Annotated in this window: 11 protein-coding genes; 9 read left to right on the forward strand and 2 right to left on the reverse strand. The window is 49.6% G+C overall.

What is annotated here, in order from left to right:
* The first annotated feature begins 18 nt into the window (after positions 1–18).
* The 4 genes from ACR9Y8_RS25535 (at position 19) to ACR9Y8_RS25550 (ending at position 5,013) form a co-directional block, all read left to right on the forward strand.
* Positions 19–996 (forward strand): PorP/SprF family type IX secretion system membrane protein, encoded by a 978-nt coding sequence (locus ACR9Y8_RS25535; RefSeq protein ID WP_481216087.1) that lies wholly within the window; start codon positions 19–21, stop codon positions 994–996.
* Positions 997–1,007: 11 nt separating this feature from the next.
* Positions 1,008–3,038, forward strand: a complete 2,031-nt coding sequence (locus ACR9Y8_RS25540) for an OmpA family protein (protein WP_481216088.1) — start codon at positions 1,008–1,010, stop codon at positions 3,036–3,038.
* 294 nt (positions 3,039–3,332) lie between these two features.
* A complete protein-coding gene (locus ACR9Y8_RS25545; protein WP_481216089.1) occupies positions 3,333–4,481 on the forward strand; it encodes a zinc-dependent alcohol dehydrogenase in 1,149 nt (382 codons plus the stop codon).
* A 10-nt stretch (positions 4,482–4,491) separates the two neighbouring features.
* Positions 4,492–5,013: a hypothetical protein gene (locus tag ACR9Y8_RS25550; RefSeq protein WP_481216090.1), complete on the forward strand. Its 522-nt coding sequence runs from the start codon at positions 4,492–4,494 to the stop codon at positions 5,011–5,013.
* Here the strand turns inward: ACR9Y8_RS25550 and ACR9Y8_RS25555 are convergent.
* Together ACR9Y8_RS25555 and ACR9Y8_RS25560 are read right to left on the reverse strand one after the other, a co-directional pair.
* Entirely contained in the window at positions 4,994–5,416 is a 423-nt protein-coding gene (locus ACR9Y8_RS25555; protein ID WP_481216091.1) for a secondary thiamine-phosphate synthase enzyme YjbQ, read from the reverse strand. The genes ACR9Y8_RS25550 and ACR9Y8_RS25555 overlap by 20 nt on opposite strands.
* A gap of 23 nt (positions 5,417–5,439) precedes the next feature.
* Entirely contained in the window at positions 5,440–11,238 is a 5,799-nt protein-coding gene (locus ACR9Y8_RS25560) for an alpha-2-macroglobulin family protein (protein WP_481216092.1), read from the reverse strand.
* A gap of 507 nt (positions 11,239–11,745) precedes the next feature.
* On the opposite strand from ACR9Y8_RS25560, the gene ACR9Y8_RS25565 reads away from it, so the two are divergent.
* Genes ACR9Y8_RS25565 through ACR9Y8_RS25585 form a run of 5 tightly spaced genes read left to right on the forward strand, consistent with a single transcriptional unit; the run spans position 11,746 to position 19,427 of the window.
* Entirely contained in the window at positions 11,746–14,892 is a 3,147-nt protein-coding gene (locus tag ACR9Y8_RS25565; protein ID WP_481216093.1) for a SusC/RagA family TonB-linked outer membrane protein, read from the forward strand.
* A 12-nt stretch (positions 14,893–14,904) separates the two neighbouring features.
* On the forward strand, positions 14,905–16,746 hold the full coding sequence (locus tag ACR9Y8_RS25570) for a RagB/SusD family nutrient uptake outer membrane protein (protein ID WP_481216094.1): 1,842 nt from the start codon (positions 14,905–14,907) through the stop codon (positions 16,744–16,746).
* 11 nt (positions 16,747–16,757) lie between these two features.
* Entirely contained in the window at positions 16,758–17,168 is a 411-nt protein-coding gene (locus tag ACR9Y8_RS25575) for a hypothetical protein (protein WP_481216095.1), read from the forward strand.
* Between the two features lie 22 nt (positions 17,169–17,190).
* Positions 17,191–18,180: a DUF4466 family protein gene (locus ACR9Y8_RS25580; RefSeq protein WP_481216096.1), complete on the forward strand. Its 990-nt coding sequence runs from the start codon at positions 17,191–17,193 to the stop codon at positions 18,178–18,180.
* Positions 18,181–18,215: 35 nt separating this feature from the next.
* Positions 18,216–19,427, forward strand: a complete 1,212-nt coding sequence (locus ACR9Y8_RS25585) for an alginate lyase family protein (protein WP_481216097.1) — start codon at positions 18,216–18,218, stop codon at positions 19,425–19,427.
* Positions 19,428–19,450: the final 23 nt, after the last annotated feature.

Genomic DNA, 19,450 nt, shown 5'->3' on the forward strand with positions numbered 1-19,450 from the left:
ACAGTAAAAAAGAGATGTATGTATAAAAGTTTTACAAAGATCGCCTTCCTCCTCACAGGTATACTTGCTTGCCTGAGCGCGTATAGCCAGCAGGATGTGCAGTTCAGCCAGTACATGTTCAATGGGCTGTATATTAACCCCGCCTACGCAGGCTACCGTGAACAATGGAATGTAAATGTATTTTACCGTACCCAATGGGCCGGTTTCCCGGGAGCGCCCAAGACCTTTTCTGCAGCAGCAGATGGTACCGTAAATGATGGTCGTGTAGGTCTGGGCCTGCAGGTAATAAATGATAAACTGGGCGCACAAAGCACTACCGCGCTCTATGGCAGCTATGCCTACCGCATCCCCATGGATGAAACCGGGGAAAGAACACTGGCCTTTGGTATAGGCGCAGGCTTCATGCAACAGCGGCTGGATATGGCAGCTTTAGACCCGGCCACACAGAATGATGCATTTTTGATGAATGCAAAAAAGACTGCCTTCATGCCGGATGCACGGGTGGGAATATTTTATAACAGTGAACGGATCTATGCAGGGGTATCTGCCGACAACCTGATCACCAATACCTTCCAGAAGGCCGACGGTCTGAAGACCTACCTGCCATTGAAACCACACCTGTATTTTACAATGGGCGGACTGATGCCCCTCTCCGAAGAGGTGCTCCTGAAACCGACATTGCTGGTGAAGGAGGACTTTGCAGGGCCTACCAGTCTTGACCTGGGCGCTTTCTTCCTGTTTAGTGAGAAGATATGGTTAGGCGGTTCTTATCGTACTGCTATCCTCAATAAAAATAATATAGATAACTCTGTAAAGAAAGCGGGCGCTGTTGTAGGAATGATGGAAGTCTTCGTTAACAGCAAGCTGCGGATAGGATATGCCTATGATCAAACCATAAATGGTACAGGCGCCACCAGTTACACCACGCATGAAGCATCCCTGAGTTATTTCTTTAACAGCAGGAAGGCAAGAATGTTATCTCCCAGATACTTTTAATTATTACCACAATGATGGAGAATAGAAACTTTAAGCTGCAGGCGCTGTTAAGCTTCTTAATGGCAACAGCTATGATGATAGGTATGATGGAAACTGCCAGCGGGCAGTATGCAATCAAGCAGGCCGACGCCCAGGCGGGCTTATACAACTATGCACGTGCGGTGCCCTTGTATGAGAAAGCATATGAAAAGAAGACTACACCGGAAGCAGCAAGAGGCGTAGCAGAGAGCTACCGGCTGATGAATAATTATGCAGCCGCGGAGCCCTGGTATGCAAAGCTGGTAGCAATGCCGGATCATACCCAGGCTGATGAGCTGCACTATGCAGGTGTTTTAATGAGCAACAGCAAGTATACTGAAGCAAAGCAGGTATTGGATAGCATCCTGGGCAGGGATGCCAGCCATACAATTGCGGCGGGCATGCGCAAGGGCTGCGACAGCGCTGCTAAATGGCTGCCCGTCCCCGTAAAGGGCGCGCTCGAAAATATGCAGGCGCTGAATAGTTCCTGGTCTGACTGGAGCACCGCATTCCATAACGGTACAATCGTCTTTGCTTCTGATCGTCCTTATGATGCCCGGTATGAAAAACCTAATCCTGGTAAGTCAGGTATCAGCAGGAAATACTATGGGTGGACTGGCAACAATTACCTGCATCTTTACGAGGGCAACGGACTGGACAGCGCCGCTACCAGGATCCTGGGGACAAACATCAATGGCGACTATCACAGCGCAAGCGTAAGCTACAGCAACAACGGAAAGTTCTATTATGCAGTAACGGGACTGTTGAAAGACCGGAGCAGCTTTCTTGGAAAGGACGGTCCATACACGTTGAATGTAATGATCGTAGAACAGCAATGGGACGCTAACAACAATACCTGGAAACAATCCGCTTTATTCCCTTACAATGGGATCTTCGAATATTCCCTGGGCGACCCTTACATCACGCCCGATGGCTCCGCCATCTATTTTGTTTCTACCAACGGAGACAATAATATGGGTGGAACGGACATTTTTTACAGCACGCTCGATGAGAACGGAAAATGGCGGGCGCCCGTGAACATGGGACCCCAGATCAATACAGCCGGTAATGAGCGTACTCCTATGTTTACGAAGGATGGTACATTTTACTTTGCTTCAGACGGCCGCCCTGGAATGGGTGGGCTGGATCTCTACAAGGCGATAAAAGTTGGTGATACCTCTTGGCAGGTAACAAACATGCGCAGTCCTGTGAATAGTGCCGGGGACGACTTTGCACCTGCATTTGACAGTACGGTTTTGTACTTCTCTTCCAACCGCTCCGGAGGTAAGGGCAGCGATGATATTTACCGGTTTATCGCTTTCAAAGTATTGGAATTTAGCCTCTCAGGCAAGGTGCAGGATCTGCATACCGCTGTACGTTTGCCCGGTGCAGAAGTGACGCTGCACAATAAGCAGACAGGCGCCTCAGAAAAAGTAGTCACAGATGCAAACGGCAATTATCATTTCACGCTGGACAGTCTTTCCAACTACGAGCTGAGTGTTGTAAAAACAGGCTTTACCGCCGTAACAGGCGTTAATATCACCACCAATGGTCTAACGGAAAGCGCTGCTTTGTATAAAGATATTACGATGGAAATGCCGCCACCGCCCAAACCGGTTGAGCCAAAGCGGGAGATCCGTTTCGGGCAGATGACGATCATCATGAACCAGCCGATTGAAATGAAAGGCATCCGCTTCGGTGTGAACAAGGCGGATATTACCCCGAGCGCGGCAGCTGAGCTGAACAACCTGGTGAAGCTATTAAAAGACAATCCTACACTGAATATAGAGTTATCCTCTCACACGGATGCACGTGGCAATGACGCCTATAACATGAAGCTGTCGCAACGCAGGGCCGAGTCCACGTTACGGTACCTGGTATCAAAAGGCATCGACCGGAAAAGGCTCACAGCAAAAGGTTACGGGGAATCGCAGCTGCTGAACCGTTGTGCAAACAATGTGCCTTGTACGGAAGAAGAGCATAGTATTAACCGGAGAACTGCGTTTACAATATTGGACAAATAAGAAGATGGCAAGCATGAGGAGGGTGGTTGAGAAGCTTGTCTGACAGCTGGCAAACAAGCTTCTCTTTTTATATTAGCTGGCGGCCACAGACCGGTTTGGTACTGTCTATAAGGGAAGATACAGCTTGCTTAAAGACAAGGGCTGCCGCAGGGCGGCCTTTTTCTTTGTATACATTTTTCCTCACAACGTTCAGATAGTGTCGCAAAGCTTGCTTACCGTAGTGCCTCATGCCCGGTAAACGCACAATTGGTACGGTTTTTCTGTTCCTTAAGTAAACCATTAACCATGCTTGCCATGAACTATCGCGGACCCTACAGGATCCGCCCCGATTTCAACAAGCCTTATCCTGAACTGCTACATCCCGGCGATGCCATTGTGCGCGTTACCCGCTCCTGCATCTGCGGGTCCGACCTGCATTTGTACCATGGCCTGGTGCCGGATACGCGTGTAGGATCTACCTTTGGGCACGAGTTCACCGGCGTAGTAGAAGCCGTAGGGACGGCGGTGCAACGGCTGAAACCGGGCGACCACGTGCTGGTGCCTTTCAATATTGCCTGCGGTGTTTGTCCCTTCTGCACGCAGGGTTTATTTGGCAACTGTCATGAATCAAATCCGGAGGCTACAGCTGTGGGCGGTATTTTTGGGTACTCGCATACTGCCGGCGGATATGACGGCGGACAAGCGGAATATGTGCGCGTGCCTTATGCCGATGTCGGTCCGGTTGTGATCCCTTCGGGGATGGATCCGGATGACGCCGTGCTGTTAACAGATGTTTTTCCTACCGGCTACCAGGCGGCAGAAATGGGCGGCATCAGGAAAGGAGATACGGTGGTGGTGTTCGGCGCAGGGCCTGTTGGCATTATGGCCGCTAAAAGCGCCTGGCTGTTCGGCGCTGGCCGTGTGATCGTTATAGATCACCTGGAATACCGGCTCGATTTTGTACGCACCTACGCACAGTGTGAAGCCTATAATTTCCGCTCTCTGGGCGACCCGGTATTGTTCCTCAAGAAGTCAACAGACTATTTCGGTGCAGATGTTTGTATTGATGCGGTAGGCTGTGAAGCAGCAGGCAGCGCTATGCAAACCATTACGGGGAGAAAGATGATGCTGCAGGCGGGATCGGCTACCGCACTGCACTGGGCTATCAATTCAGTAAAGAAAGGCGGTATTGTTTCAATAGTAGGGGTGTATGGCCCCACCGGCAACCTGGTGCCAATTGGTAACGTGGTGAACAAGGGCATTACCATCAGGGCCAACCAGGTATCAGTGAAACGCCTGCTGCCCAGGTTGATCGATCATGTGATGTCAGGAAGGGTGAAGCCCAGCGAGATCATCACTCACCGGATACCCCTGGAGGAAGTGGCAGACGCCTACCAGCTCTTCTCCTCAAAGCTCGATGGCTGTATCAAACCTGTTCTTATTCCACCATCTGCAAATGCTTAAAACAATTATCATGGAAGACCTGAACAACCAGTTTTCGCATATCAAAGGCTGGGGCATTGACGCTGACCCGGAAAATGATCCCACCTATCCCATGAAGAGATATAATGGCGACGATCATAAACGCTTATCTTATCAACGTCCGCCGCTCCAACCGCCGGATGTGGAAATATTGCATTCCAATGAGCGGCCTGTTGTATCAGCTGTTTTCGGTACATCTGTCCCGCCTTCCGGCTTTAGCGGAAAAATACGCCGCTATGCTTTTGAGCACAGCGAAGGCAGCTTTGCTCACTGGATACCGCTGTTGCTGGCAGACAGAGTGAACGTCGTAGAGGGCATCATCGACGACCTGAAGCAGGGACATGTTCCCAATATTTTTGCTGAATGGGGATGGAAAGCAGAATGGAAGCATAACCGCACCCGCCTGATAGCAAAGGTACTGGTATGCACAGTAGCCACTGCAGCTTTCATCGCTTTATGCTCGGGCAAAAAGAAAGGGAAGAAAGCCGCTAAGGCTATTCTCCCCACGCGGTGATGACAAGTCTTCTTTTCCCTCCGTGATCACGGTGCTCACATAAATAAACGCCTTGCCAGGTGCCCAATGCCAGCCGGCCGTTCCGGATAGGGATCATCACAGAGCTGCCAAGAATGGCGGCTTTCAGATGCGCTGGCATATCATCCGGCCCTTCGTCATTATGCACATAATCCGGGTCGTTCTCAGGCACGGCTTTATTAAAATAGGTTTCAAAATCCACCCGCACGGTAGGATCGGCGTTCTCGTTGATACAAAGGGACGCAGAGGTATGCTGGATGAAAACCTGGCACATCCCGCATGCCAGCCGGTTGATCTGTGGCAATGCGTGTAATACTTCTGTGGTAATGAGATGAAAGCCCCTGGCTCTTTCTTTCAGCTCAATAGCTTGCTGGTATATCTGCATGATGTATGTTCCGTTTTAATGATCTATTCAATGTGCACTTTTTTAATAGCCTCTCTGCCGTTAAATATAGGAAAATACATCATTTCCGCCTTGGCGGGGTTTAAAGTATAAACGCCGTTGTACCTGGGCAGCAATGAAACAGTGAACTCATGCTTGCCTTTGGACAAGCTGTTACAGAATATGCTTACTTTATTTTTGAAATACTCACGGTGAACTTCATTGTTGAGGTAAGCCTGGTTTTTATCCTTATAAGAACATCCTGCAGGGATGGGGACTTCTACCATTACATAATCGGCGTCTGCTTTTACATCTACCTTTACTTTCAACATTACCGGTGTGCCGGCCTTTAGCAATGTAACGGTCTGCCCGTCCTGCTCAAAGGAGCTGCTTACTTCAAAATTACCGGACAGCTTTGCAGGATGAGTGTCCCAATACCGGCGGTAGGCGGTGAAGTAGATGGGCATACTGCCTTGCTTGCTGATAGTGAGTGGCCCGGCGGTCCTGATCTCTTTGGAAAAAGGAAACGTAGTTACAGACATTTGCTCTTCGCCCTGGATCGTTAAAGTCGCTGGTTTTAAGCTTGCATCTGCACCCAGCAGGTCTGGCAAAATGGTCTCCAGTATCAGAGACGATTCATACGTATTGCGCCAGTGGCCGCTTCTTTTTTCCTCCAGCAGATAAGCCAGCGTTCTTTGTAAAAGATCCTCATGGCCGCCCGCCTTTTTTAGCATGCGGTACATGCACAGGGTGTTTTGTACAGCGTTGTTGAAAAACGCATATTTCTCTTCTCCCCAGTAAGTATTACCGAACACGGTATGCTGCTGTTTACGGATAAAGGTATCTAATACCACCGGCAGTCCAAGCTGTTGTTTAAGTTCCGCAAGGTGCAGCTGCTCATAAAGGGATGTAGTGAACAGGCGCTTTTCAATGGAATCTATATATGTTTTAAAATCGGCTTTGGCGCCCAGCTGTCGTAACAGCTGTAAAGTAGCGATCTTTTCAGTGCCTTGATAGCTTTCCACGTTATAGACCAGGTAATCCGTCAGCAGTTTTCGATCTATGGAAATTGAATAGCCGTTCTTTTCAGCATCCAGTAGCGCTTCTATGGCATGCAGCGTGATCCAGGCAGATGGCTGCGAGTTGGCCCACCATCCCCAGAGCCCGGCCTGTGATCTTCCCTGGCTAAGCTGCTTAATCAGCTCGCGGATATTCTTTTCTCTTTTAAAGGGTCGTTGAAGGCGCTCGTCTATTTTCTTTTGCGCCAGTAATGCTTTTAATTTGGAGGCCAGCTGTTCGTTACAAAAATATTCATAGCGATGAATGTTTTCTGCTTCCTCATACCATACCGGTAGGAGGGAAGTTTCAGCATAGAGTTGTATAGCGCTCGTATCTGGTTGTAATGTAAGCCGGAAAGTGGTATCCTTATACAGCGGAACAAAGATCCCGGATGTGGCAGATACACCTGGACGGAACACCGGTATGGTTCTTTCCTCCCCGTCAAAATAGCCGTTAGGTCTTTGTATGGTATATTTCAGGCGGAGCGAGTCATCATTGCCTGCTGTAATGGCGAATGTATCGATCCAGGCATTGCGCAGGCCGATCATATGCTCTTTAAACGGAGTGTCATTCACCGTAAAAGTTCTTTTTACCGTAATGCTGTCAGCAAGATAGTTGAGTGTTTTCCCGATCACGTGCATGGTGTCTCCCTGCACGGCAAACTGCGGCAGACTGATATTGCCGCTCAGGGCTTTGAACGAGCGGACCGTTTGCTCCAGGAAACCGGATTGTTTATGATCGCTCATGGCGATGGTGAAGGTTCGCCAGCTGGTGATATCATCCGGATAGGTAACCTCGAACGAAGCCTTGCCACTTGCATCTGTCACCAGTTTTGGCTGCCAGTAGCTGTGGTCCCGGAAGTTGCGGCGGAGTGAGCTGCCTGGCAGCGGAACGTTAGTTGTGTCGGCTTGAGCCATTTTTTTAGTGGTTACAATAATAACGCCTGCTGCGGCCCTGGAGCCATATATGGCTGTGGCGGCTGCTCCATTTAATACATTCATGTCAGCCAGGAGTCGCTGGTCCAGATCTTCCAGCTTGCCGCTCCAGGGTAAGCCGTCTACGATGATCAACGGGCTGGCCCCGGCGCTGTTACCACTCGCACCTCTGATCATCAATCCTGCCACTTTGCCCTGGAGCATATTTTGTGCGTCTACCACATAATCAGCATTGGTCCGTTTTGTTGTTCCATACCCAACCACTACAACTTCTTCGAGTTTATCCACCGAAACACTCAGCCGGATATTGTAGTAATCGCTTTCTGTGATCCTGATCTCCTCTTGGAGATAACCGATAGCATTCACCACGATCGTGCTGCCGGGGGGCACTTTCATGCTGAAACGGCCCTGCATATCTGTAGTGGTACCTACCCGCGTTCCCTTCACAACAATGCTCGCCCCGGATAAGCGCATACCTGAGTCATCGTAAACGGTACCGCCGATCACTGATGTGAATACTGCAGGGTCCAGGTATCTTTCATTGAATGTTTCCTTGATGCCATTCAGATCAGCGTTGGTCTGGCCGGAGAGATCATTCCTGTCGCGTTTCTCTATGATCCTGGCAATGCCCGAGCTGGTGCTGTCTGCTTCTTTTTCAATTAGGTCTGTTACCTCATAGTAATTTAAACCATCGGGCAGTACGGTAATGCTGTCTTTAATGAAGTAGCGGTTCTTCTTAAGCAGGAAAAGCAGGCGGTATTTTCCAAGGTTAAAGTAGCCCAGGTCCCTGTCAATGCCGGGATATATCGCAGTGAAGTCCGGATCGTCATAGCGGAAAACGATGATATTTTTTACGAATAGACTTTTATTGTCGGGGCCAGGCGGTATACTAATCCTTAAACGCCCGTTGCCCGCCTTATCGTTGTTGTCACTTCGGAACAGCCTTGTATTGCTGCTGCGGTTATCCAGGTAATCCTGCCAGAGACTGTCAATTTCAGGTGCTGTCAGCACGAAATCATGGAAATCATAATTGGGTGAGACGGTACCCAACATCGGGCTGAAAAGGTAGGGATTACATGACTGCTGCTGGCGGACCAGCCCTTGGGAAATGGTATAATCCCAGGAACCGGCTGTCTCAAAGTATTGCTCAAATTTATCTTTTACCACCAGCTTGGCCAGGTTGTTGGCAAAGGGCCCTGCCAGTATGGAGTAGGGGTTATAGGTATTGGGTCCGTTCAGTAAAACGTAATCACCATTTTGCTGTATGTAGGCGAAATGCTCACCAAAGTTGTTATTGATGAGCAGCATGTATTTGCTCCATAACTGCGTTTCATATTTAGTAAGCTGCTCCGGCATTTTGGTGATCTGCACATGACTGTTGGCCTGGTTCACGTCAACAGACAGGAAGGTCTTCATGCCTTTGGTGATCCATACACTATCTATTGTGATCAGCTTATCGCTGGTGCGGAGGCGGATGCTGTGCCTGCCTTCCGGCGCCCGGAAACTGTAGCGTTGCATTTGCCTGGCCTGGTGGAAGAAGACGGGCACCTCATCGATATAGACCAGGTGTACTGCTTGCAGATCCCCTTTATCAACAACAAAAGGAGCGATCTGGCTGATGCTGTCTGCGGCGGGCTCCAGGTTTACGTATATACTTTGGGGATGCAGGAATTTATAATATTCTATTGTATCCAGCTTCATTTCACGGCTCCAGCGTTGCCAGTTGAGAACAGCCTGGTACTCCATCGCTTCTTTTGCCTTGAGCCCGGGGAAGATGTAGAACTTCCGGTTCGGGTATATCTTGCCAAAATAAGGAACAGATGGTGGCGTCACTTCATCAAATTTCCGGGTAAAACCATAGGCAGTAATATCTGCATTTGGAACCGCTGCTCCGTTATGATCTGTTACTTCCACGCTTACCTGCACTTTCTGGCCCGGATATACGGCCTCCGGCTGATTGGTATGAATGCTCAGCAACCTGTCCTGGTAAGGAATGGTATAGTTTTCCTTGTACACACGGCCCGAATAGATATACTGGAGGGCCACAAAGCAGTTCCCGGGTTTGCCGGTTTTCTCACGGTAGAAAAGCGTATCGCCATAACCGCGCAATATTATTTTATTACCTGCAAAAACAGTATACCATACGGGAAGGTGATGCGGATTTACCAGGCCTACTGTTATGGAATCCCTGGTACGAAAGCCCTGGCAGGAGACCATGCCTGCAGACTGCTCAAACTCATAGCTGTCAGATGCGCTGTCTGCTACTACCTTATAGGAGCTGGCAAATGGATTTATTTTAATAATGGCAGGCAGCTGGATCTCGTGTGTCTCAATGGTATCGCTAACGCTGCCGGATGCATAGAGCTTACCCTTGCCCGTAACCGGTTTGCCGGAACGCAGGTAATTTATTATAAGACTGTCTTTCCGTGACTCAAATGAAAGCGACCAGGGAGAGTAGTGATAACGTTGATGAAGCACCTCTTCCTGTGATTCGTTATTGGTATTCAGGAATGTGCATCGTATATCATAGCTGAAGCTCATCCTGGGAAAGATACTGTCGGGGATATTGATTTTGGTTTCTCCCAGGCTTTCAAGCTGTTGGCTATGGTACCACAGGGTATCCGCCACGAATACCTTTGGCGCATGAAAGGTAGTGGCGCCATATTGACTTGCCGTTACCAGGATGTTCACGCGCCCGTCCATTACCGCCATCTCGTTATCGTCCACCGCCTTCAGGAAGACAGACAATTGTTCACCCCTGCTATGTGCTTCCTTACTGCTACGTGCATGAAAGGAAACAGACTGCAGCTCATATTCTTCATATTCAAATTTGCCACGTATCAGCACTTTGCGTTTAAGTGCGTATTCATCTTCATCAAGATCTCCCTCATACTCGTCCAGGTCATACTTTCTGCTGCTTTCTTCTTCGAGGGTAAGCATATACTTTTCGTCCAGGTCCAGGTCCAGTGAATCTGATAATACAAACTGGCAGGTATATCCTCCTGCCCGGTATGGTCTCACGCTTGCCAGGATAGTGTCTATCCCAAAATAGTTGTCGGTAATGCGCAGTATCAGGGGCCTGTTTACAGGCTTTCCTTTAGCAGTTTCCACAAAGGCTTTCATAAAAACGGTATCACCCGGTTTATACCTGGGTTTATTGAAAACCATAAAGCCTTTAAATTGCTGTTCATAAGCAGTAGCATCTTCGAAATACTCCCTTCCACCGTATCGTTTCTGACGTTTGTTCCGCAAAAGGGATGTAATGTACTTAAGCGGAAAGCTATGGGTTAACTGCTGGAAGAAAGGCCGGCTCCACCTGTCATAGACAAAGGGAAAGTAGTAGCTGGTATTATTATAGTATACGCGTATGGCTCCGGGTTTTTTCCTGCGTACCGGGCCATAGGTTTTCGTTGCTGTATTATACGCCAGTGATTTATGATTCAACCTTACGTCGGCATTGTCTATCAGCACACCCTGCGGGGTATGAACGGCAACAGCCAGGTCATGGTCGTTGCTGATCGTCTTAACCTCCAGGTCCCTGGTAGTATACAGCTGGTACACCAGTTTGTTGCCGTCTGCATGTACAAACAGGTAGTTACCCGGCCGCAGGGGAGGAGTGCTTGTTCCTGCCATGAACGAGTCAGCCAGGGAATGCAGGTGCTTTTCCTGAACCTTTTTAAGGCCCCTGAAGTTCAGGTCATCTGCTTCCCCGGGGTCGAGCCGGTATACATAGGTATAATGACTGTGTTTGATGCTTCCCGATAAATTGCCCTGGGCGAAGGACGAAAGGACGTTGAGCAGCATTATTAAGGCGAAAAATAGGTATCTCATGTAAGTCCGGGATATATATACAATATAGTTGTTACAGGCAGATGATGCAGGCAACGCCCAAAAATGCATAAAATACCACTAAATATTTTTCTTACAATCGATTGTTTTTTTATACATTTGTTTCAAGAGGACTAAATTATTCTACGTTAAAAGTTCAGTATGAGTTTTTAATAGGGAGTTCCACGTATAGAAGAGCGAAACAATCACGTCGTCAGCTTAAAACCAAAATCTTGTTCAACCGTTAAATTTCCAATTATGACCGTTTAGTTAGGGCTTTTTTTATGCCAGATAGTGCAAACGATTGCACTGATTATCCGTCAGACCAGACCACGATTCCTTTTTCAAAAAGATTAAACTTTCACTTTATGAACATGTAGTACAAAGAAATTGCAGCTATCTATGTGCAAACGATTGCATTGATAAAGGACTAATCTATGCAACTATCCTTATAACATACACGAAAAGTGTGTGCAGCTATCTTTTTGTCTTATACCAAACTAACACATCATGCAGAAATTTCTACTCATCAGATTTCCACGTTGGCTGCATGCCGTACAGGCGCTGCTTGCACTGGTACTGACAGCCATTGCCGCCCCTGCGGCCCGCGCTGCGTTACCGGTAACATCAGCTTTGTTCAGGCAGGATACCGCGCAGCCGCAACAGCGAACAGTCACCGGCCGCGTTACAGACGAAGCTAATCAACCCCTGCCCGGCGTTACCGTATCTATAAAAGGTACAGGCAACGGCGCCGTAACGGATAATGAAGGAAAGTTCTCACTGAATATAAGATCATCCAAAGCAACTCTCATCCTCAGCTCCATGGGCTTTGAGAAACAGGAGATCGCTTTTAATGGCCAGCATACCATTAACGCACAGCTAAGGCCCGATCAGAAAGCCCTGGGCGAAGTAGTGGTAGTGGGTTATGGCACGCAGAAGAAAGTGAACCTGGTAGGCGCCGTATCTGCCGTGAAGGTGGATCAGAAGCTGGCCAGCCGCTCTGTGCCTAACGCATCCTCTGCATTGTCTGGATTGGTGCCCGGCCTGTCTGTTACACAGGCGTCCGGTATGGCGGGCAAGAACTCGGCCGACCTGGTGATCCGTGGCTTGGGTACGGTGAACAATGCAAGTCCCCTGGTAGTGGTAGACGGTATGCCCGATGTAGATATCAACCGCATCAACATGAATGATGTGGAAAGCATTTCCGTGCTGAAAGATGCGACCTCCGCCGCAGTATATGGCTCCAGGGCCGCCAACGGCGTTATCCTGATCACTACCAAATCAGGTAAAGGACAACGTAAAACGCAGATCAATTTCAATTCCAATTTCGCGCTGGTAAAGCCTACCAAGGCATATAAGTTCCTGGCAGACTATCCCCGCGCGCTCACGCTCGAACAGCGCCTGGCAGCAGTAAATACATTGCCTTCGCTCTTCCTGTTCAAGAACGGTACCATCGATCAGTGGATGGCCATGGGCATGATAGATCCCCTGCGTTACCCGAATACCGACTGGTGGGATATCATTATGCGCGACGGCCAGATGCAGAACTACAATCTCTCTGCGTCAGGAGGTACAGAGAATACCAACTTCTTCATCTCTGTAGGCGTACAGGATGAAAAAGGCCTTCAGATCAATAACGACTTTAAAAGATACAGCGCCCGCTTTAACTACGATGCTAAACTGCGTAAGAACATGAACGTGGGCGTTAAGTTTTACGGCAACTGGACCAAATTCGTATATGCGCTGCAAGATGGCTTTACAGATGATGATCCAGGTAACACCGCCGGCTTTGATATGCGTTACGCTATTGCTGGTATCACACCCTATGATCCTGCAACGGATCACTACGGCGGTGTAATGGCCTACAATGAAGACCCGCAGGCCTATAATCCCTATACCGTTTACCAGAACACGCTGAACCGACAGAACAGGCAGGAAGCAAATGGAAGTATTTACTGGGACTGGTCGCCGCTCAAAGGGCTTACCGGCCGTGTTGACTACGCGCTGAACTATTACAACCAGTTCCGCTGGAACGCCAACAACCCGAACACGTCCTATAACTTTCAAACCAATTCTTTCGGCAGCCGTATTTATGTAGGCGCTAATGCCGGAGTGGGTAACTATACCAATACCGGTTACAAGACTATGCTTACCGGCCGTCTGAACTACGAAAAGACCATTGCCCGCCACCACCAGGTTAGTGCAATGGCGGCTTATAGTGAAGAATACTGGTATGACCGCTACCAGGGCAGCTCCAGGAATGATCGCCTGCATCCCACCTTGCATGAGGTGGATGCAGCCCTCACTGATATACAGGGCACCGGCGGTAATTCCAGCACAGAAGGCCTGCGCTCCTATATCGGCCGTGTTAACTATACTGCTTTTGATAAGTATCTGCTGGAGGCCAATTTCCGTTATGACGGCTCATCCAAGTTCCTGCCGGGCCACCAGTTTGGTTTCTTTCCCTCTATAGCAGCGGGATGGCATTTTACCGAAGAGAAATTCATCAACCGCTTTACCCGCAGCTTCCTTACCCGCGGTAAGTTCCGTGTGTCTTACGGCAGCCTGGGTAACAACAGCGGGGTAGACAGGTACGAGCAACAGACAACACTGGCGCAGATGAACTATTACACCAACGCGATCCAGAAAGGATTCATCAATGAAAAGATGGTGAACGCCGATCTGAGCTGGGAAACTACCCGCGTGCTCAACCTCGGCCTGGACCTGGCTTTCCTGGATAACCGCCTCACCGCAGAACTGGATTATTACAACCGCCTTACCACCGGTATGAACCGTCCTTCCGATATGTCCATCCTCCTCACCGGCGCGTATACCGCACCGCGTAAGAACATCGGCGACCTGCGCAACCGTGGGGTAGAACTGAACCTTACCTGGTCAGACAAAATAGGACAGATACGCTATGGCTTTAACATCAACGGATCCTACAACGCTACCGTGCTGAAATCATGGAACGAATTCCTCGCCAAAGGCTGGACATTCATCGGCATGCCCTACCATTTCCTCTATACCTATGAGGATAAGGGCATCGCACAAACCTGGCAGGATGTATACAATGCTACTCCGCAAGGCGCATCTCCCGGCGATATACTCCGTAAAGACCTGAACGGCGATGGTAAGATAGATGGCAATGATAAGAAAGCCTATCCGCATACACAGCGCGACAGGCCCACTACCAACTATGCGTTCAGCGGCAACATCTCCTGGAAGGGTATCGACTTCGCCTTCCTGTTCCAGGGCGCTGCCGGCCGTAAGGATTACTGGCTCAATAACTATAATGACGTCAACTTCTCTGCACAGCGTTATGCAGCTACAGAAGCCCACTGGACCAATCCCTGGTCAGTAGAGAACCGCGATGGTCTGTGGCCCCGCCTGGGCGGAAACGCCAACAAGGAAGAGACCACCTTCTGGTTGGATAACCTCAGCTACTTAAGGTTGAAGAACATCCAGCTGGGATACTCTATACCCGACAGATTACTGAAACACATCGGCATCAGCAGCTTCCGCATCTTCGGATCTGCGGAGAACCTGGCCACCATTACTTCCTTCCGTGGCCTCGACCCGGAGAAGACAGGCAACAGGAGCGATGCATATCCATTGAATAAATCTTATTCATTCGGGTTTAACGTGGGGCTTTAAAACATTGAAACTATGAAGAGATCATCTTTAAAAATATCATTCATTTGCGCACTGGCTGGCTGGAGCATCCTTACTGCAGGCTGTATGAAAAACCTGCTGGATCAGCAGCCTACTACCGAATTAGGCGCCGCATCCTACTGGAAAACAGAAGACGATGCCACCTATGCCATCATGGGCGCTTATGCCAACGTAAGGTCATTGTTTGACCGTGATTATTATCTCGATGGCCATGGAGAATACTTCAGGACACGCGGTACCAGCACCGTTGCTGACGATCTGCTGCATGGCGATGCCTATCGCGACGGCAACTATAACCCCAGCGGATATGGAGGCAGTTTCGACAGGATGTTCAAGAACCTGTACGGCGGCGTAAACCGCGCCAACTATGTGATAGATAACGTTACCAAAATGCTGCCTAATGCTACCGCTGCTTCTCTGCCCAACCTGGAAAGGATCATTGGCGAAGCACGCCTGCTGAGAGGCATGGTATATTTCAGGTTAATATCCATGTGGGGCCATGTGCCTTATATCGGCAGTACGGTATACAGTAACGCAGAAGTGGCCACTATTGCAAGAACGCCCATCGCACAGGTGAAAGACTCCATCATGGCAGACTTCACCTATGCATTTGAAAAGCTGCCTGTGAAAGCGCCTGAAATAGGACGCGCTTCCAAAGCGGCTGCGCTCGCCTTTCGTGGTAAACTGCAACTGTATTGGGCCTGCTGGAACGATTTCGGCTGGCCGGAACTGGAAGGCTTCACCGCAGATAAAGGAGCCGCTACCGCTGCCTATAATGCCGCTGCTGCAGACTTCCATAAAGTGATCAACGACTACGGCCTCACGCTCTTCCGTGGCGGCGCTCCCGGCGATATAGACAGCCTGGGGAAAGCAGATAAATTGCCGAACTACTATTATCTCTTCACACCCGCGGCTAACGGCGACGGTGAAATGATCATGGCCTTCAACCACGGTGGTACCGGTACAGGTCAGGGTGAAGAACTGATGCGTGATGTAGCCGGCCGCTCTCATGAGAACTCTCAATGCTGGGTATCGCCCCGTTATGAGATAGCAGACAGGTATCAGTCTACCATTACAGGCGATTTCGCGCCTAAGCTGATCCCCATGAACCCCGGTGCTCCTGATGCCAGAACAGCTCCTAATTCGGCCTTAAATCCCCGCAGCTATGCAGACCGCGATTACCGGATGAAAGCTTCCATCATGTGGGATTACGAAGTAAGCGTAGGCCTGGCCTCCCTGAAAGTTACCAACTGGGTGCCCTTCATTTATAAAACATGGAACCAGGCCATTACCATCAACGGCGTAAAATATATTACTTATAATACCGACGGCTGCAACTCCGGTTACGTGCTGCGCAAATTCCTCCGTAACTACGCTGGTCAGGGCCGCAGCGATGGCGATTACAATTTTCCTGTAATGCGCCTGGCAGATGTATACCTCATGTACGCGGAAGCTACCAACGCAGTAAACGGTCCGCAGGCCGACGCTATTGACCTGGTGAACAGGATCCGTCATCGTGGTAACCTGCCTCCCTTAACAGGTGAGAAAACCGGCAGCAAAACTGCCTTCTTCAGCGCCATCGAACAGGAGCGCATCATAGAGCTCTTCGGCGAAGGCCACCGCGGATTCGATCTGCGCCGCTGGCGTGCGCTGGAAAGAGTATGGGGACCTCCCGGTGGCCCGGGCGTATGGCGTATGGATACGCATAACGCACAGGTGACGCGCTACTATCAGAACACGCCGTCAAGAGAATACCAGCAGAATTATATTTTCAAGATCCCGCAGAGTGAGCGCGACCGCAATCCGAACCTCACACAGAATACACCATGGCTATAAAATATTACGACATGAAAAGATATTGCAACATACTGGCCCTGTTCCTGCTCACTGCTGTTGCATGGATGGGCTGTTCTAAAGACGATTTCCCTGTTGATGAGGACGGGCTGCTGATCACCACCCGCGCAGAATGTTATGTAAGCGATTTTCAATTGCTGGGATCAGACTTCCAGACCGTGCTGACAGCAAAGAAACCGGTGATAGATACTACCGCCTGCACCATCAATGCAGAAGTGCAGTACGGCACCGATCTGAAGAACGTATACCCGCAGTTCTCACTGGTGACCGATGCCAAGCTGGATCCCAAGATCACCGGCAAAGTGGATTTTTCAGACCTGGCCAACCCGCTTAAATACACAGTGGTATCCGGCAACCGGCAGGTAAGAAAGACCTACACCGTTTTCATTACCATTCAACAGTGACCATCACATCAAAACATGATCTATGAAGAGTAAATACTTTCAATATACATCCTGGCTCTTAGCGCTGCTCCTGCTGATGGCGTCCTGTAAGGAGGAACCGTATGAAGTGCCGGTGCCGAAAGATGCCCTGCAGAACGACTGTATCAAGCGTTCCCTGGGACCTAACATCGTAGGGAATAACATTGAGTTTGCCTATGCCATGGCACTCCCGGCTGCAAGAGGGAAGCTGGTTTCCGCACAGGTGGAAGCGTCTATCGCGGGCGCGGGAACTACCTACCTGGAACACCGTTCTTATTACACAGACGGTAGTGGGGTAGATGTGGGCGTTGAAGTTGGAGCGCCTTCCACTAACCAGGGCAATACCACTTCGGTTAATTTCAGCAAAGACACCAACGCCGTTACCCTCCGTTACTTCTATGCCATACCGGAAGAAGCACGTGGCAAAACAGTTAGCTTCAGGTTCTCTGCCAAAAGCAGCAACGGCGAATCTGTTACCTATTTCATGGGGCCTTATACAATTGCCAGAATGGATATGGCGCTGGACATTCCCGTAAAAGATGCAGAGAACTGCTTTATCTCCATCGCTGATATGAAAGCCTATAATGCTACAGATGCAGCTGCCAATGCAGCGAAGATCGATGTGGTATATCTCTATCGTGCTATGGCGAACGTGGCTTTCAACCATTCCTTTGTATCGCCTGGCACAAAAACGGAATACCTGCCGGGTGTGGTGCTCCCACCTGGCGTCAATAACGTTTCCAAGATCAGCAGGGCCTGGGCCTTGCGCGATAACAACCTGGCCCGCGACAAATACGGCATTTATATAGATGATATAGATTTCCAAAAACTGGATATTGCCAGCGCGCCTGATTATGCCATTAACCTGAAAGAGGAAGCCGGCGCCTGGATAGAAACTGCCGATGGAAAATACCGTGCCTATATTTACATCAACAAAGTAAATAATGGCTCAAAAAGCGCCGTGATCAGTATGAAACGCTATACAATGAAGTAATGATTATTTTAGTGTAGCTTAATAAATTCCCGGAAATGAAGATCAGGAAACTCTATGCTTTACCATTGCTGGCCGCTGTTATGTTAACCCGGCCAGCTTTTGCTGCGGAAGACACACCGCAGACCTTTCTGCTGAAACCTGCAGTGCTGCTGCATGGTAAACAGCTGATAGCACAGCACGACCCTGCTGCACAGCAGGCGCTGGCTGAGCTGGTGAAAGATGCCGACAAGGCGCTTACCAAAGGGCCTTATTCTGTAGTCTATAAAAGTAAGCTGCCTCCCAGTGGCGACAAGCACGACTATATGAGCGTAGGCCCCTACTGGTGGCCGGATCCGTCTAAGCCCGATGGATTGCCCTATATCCGTAAAGACGGGGAGATCAATCCCGAACGCTATGCAGTAAAAGACCTCGACTTCCATAACGCGCTTTGTAAGGACGTGTACCTTTTAGGTTTAGCCTGGTATTACACCGGCCAGTCAAAGTACGCCGCCCACGCGGCGCAGCTGCTGCATACCTGGTTCATTGATCCGGCTAGCCGTATGAACCCGCATCTCAATTACGGTCAGGCCATTCCGGGTATCACAGAAGGCCGGGGCATCGGCCTGATCGACATGCATAACGTTACCAGCCTGCTGGATGGGATCCAGCTGCTGAAAGATGCACCGGAGCTACCGGCTGCAGATTATAAAGCCATCCGCGAATGGTACAAACAATTCCTGCAATGGATGCGCACAAGCCCCATCGGCCTCGATGAAGCAGATGAAGAGAACAACCACGGCACCTGGTACGATGTACAGGCCGTGGCCATCGCCCTGTTCACCGGACAGACCGATATCGCCGCAGGGCTATTAACAAAGCAGACACAGACCAGGATTGATAATCAGTTGAGGGAAGACGGAAGCCAGCCGCATGAGCTGGCCCGTACCCTCTCCTGGAACTACTCCCAGTTCAACCTCAGCGCTTTTTTTGAGCTGGCACAACTGGCAGAGAACGTAAAGATCGACCTCTGGCATTATGAAAGCCCTGGTAAAAAGAGCCTGAAAAAAGCCTTCGCCTGGCTGTTACCATATGCAGAGAAAACAAAGACCTGGGAACATAAACAGATCAAACCTATGGACATCGATGGGTACCTTCGCCTGGCAAAACAGGCAGCGCAACACTATCCTGATATCGATCTGAAACCCTTGTGGGAACAGCATAAAGACTACGGCAGCAGCAGAATGCTGCTCACCGGTGACATTGACTGATTTACCATGCTAAACCTATTTCG

It is taken from the genome of Chitinophaga sp. SVR4-12A (assembly GCF_056754765.1).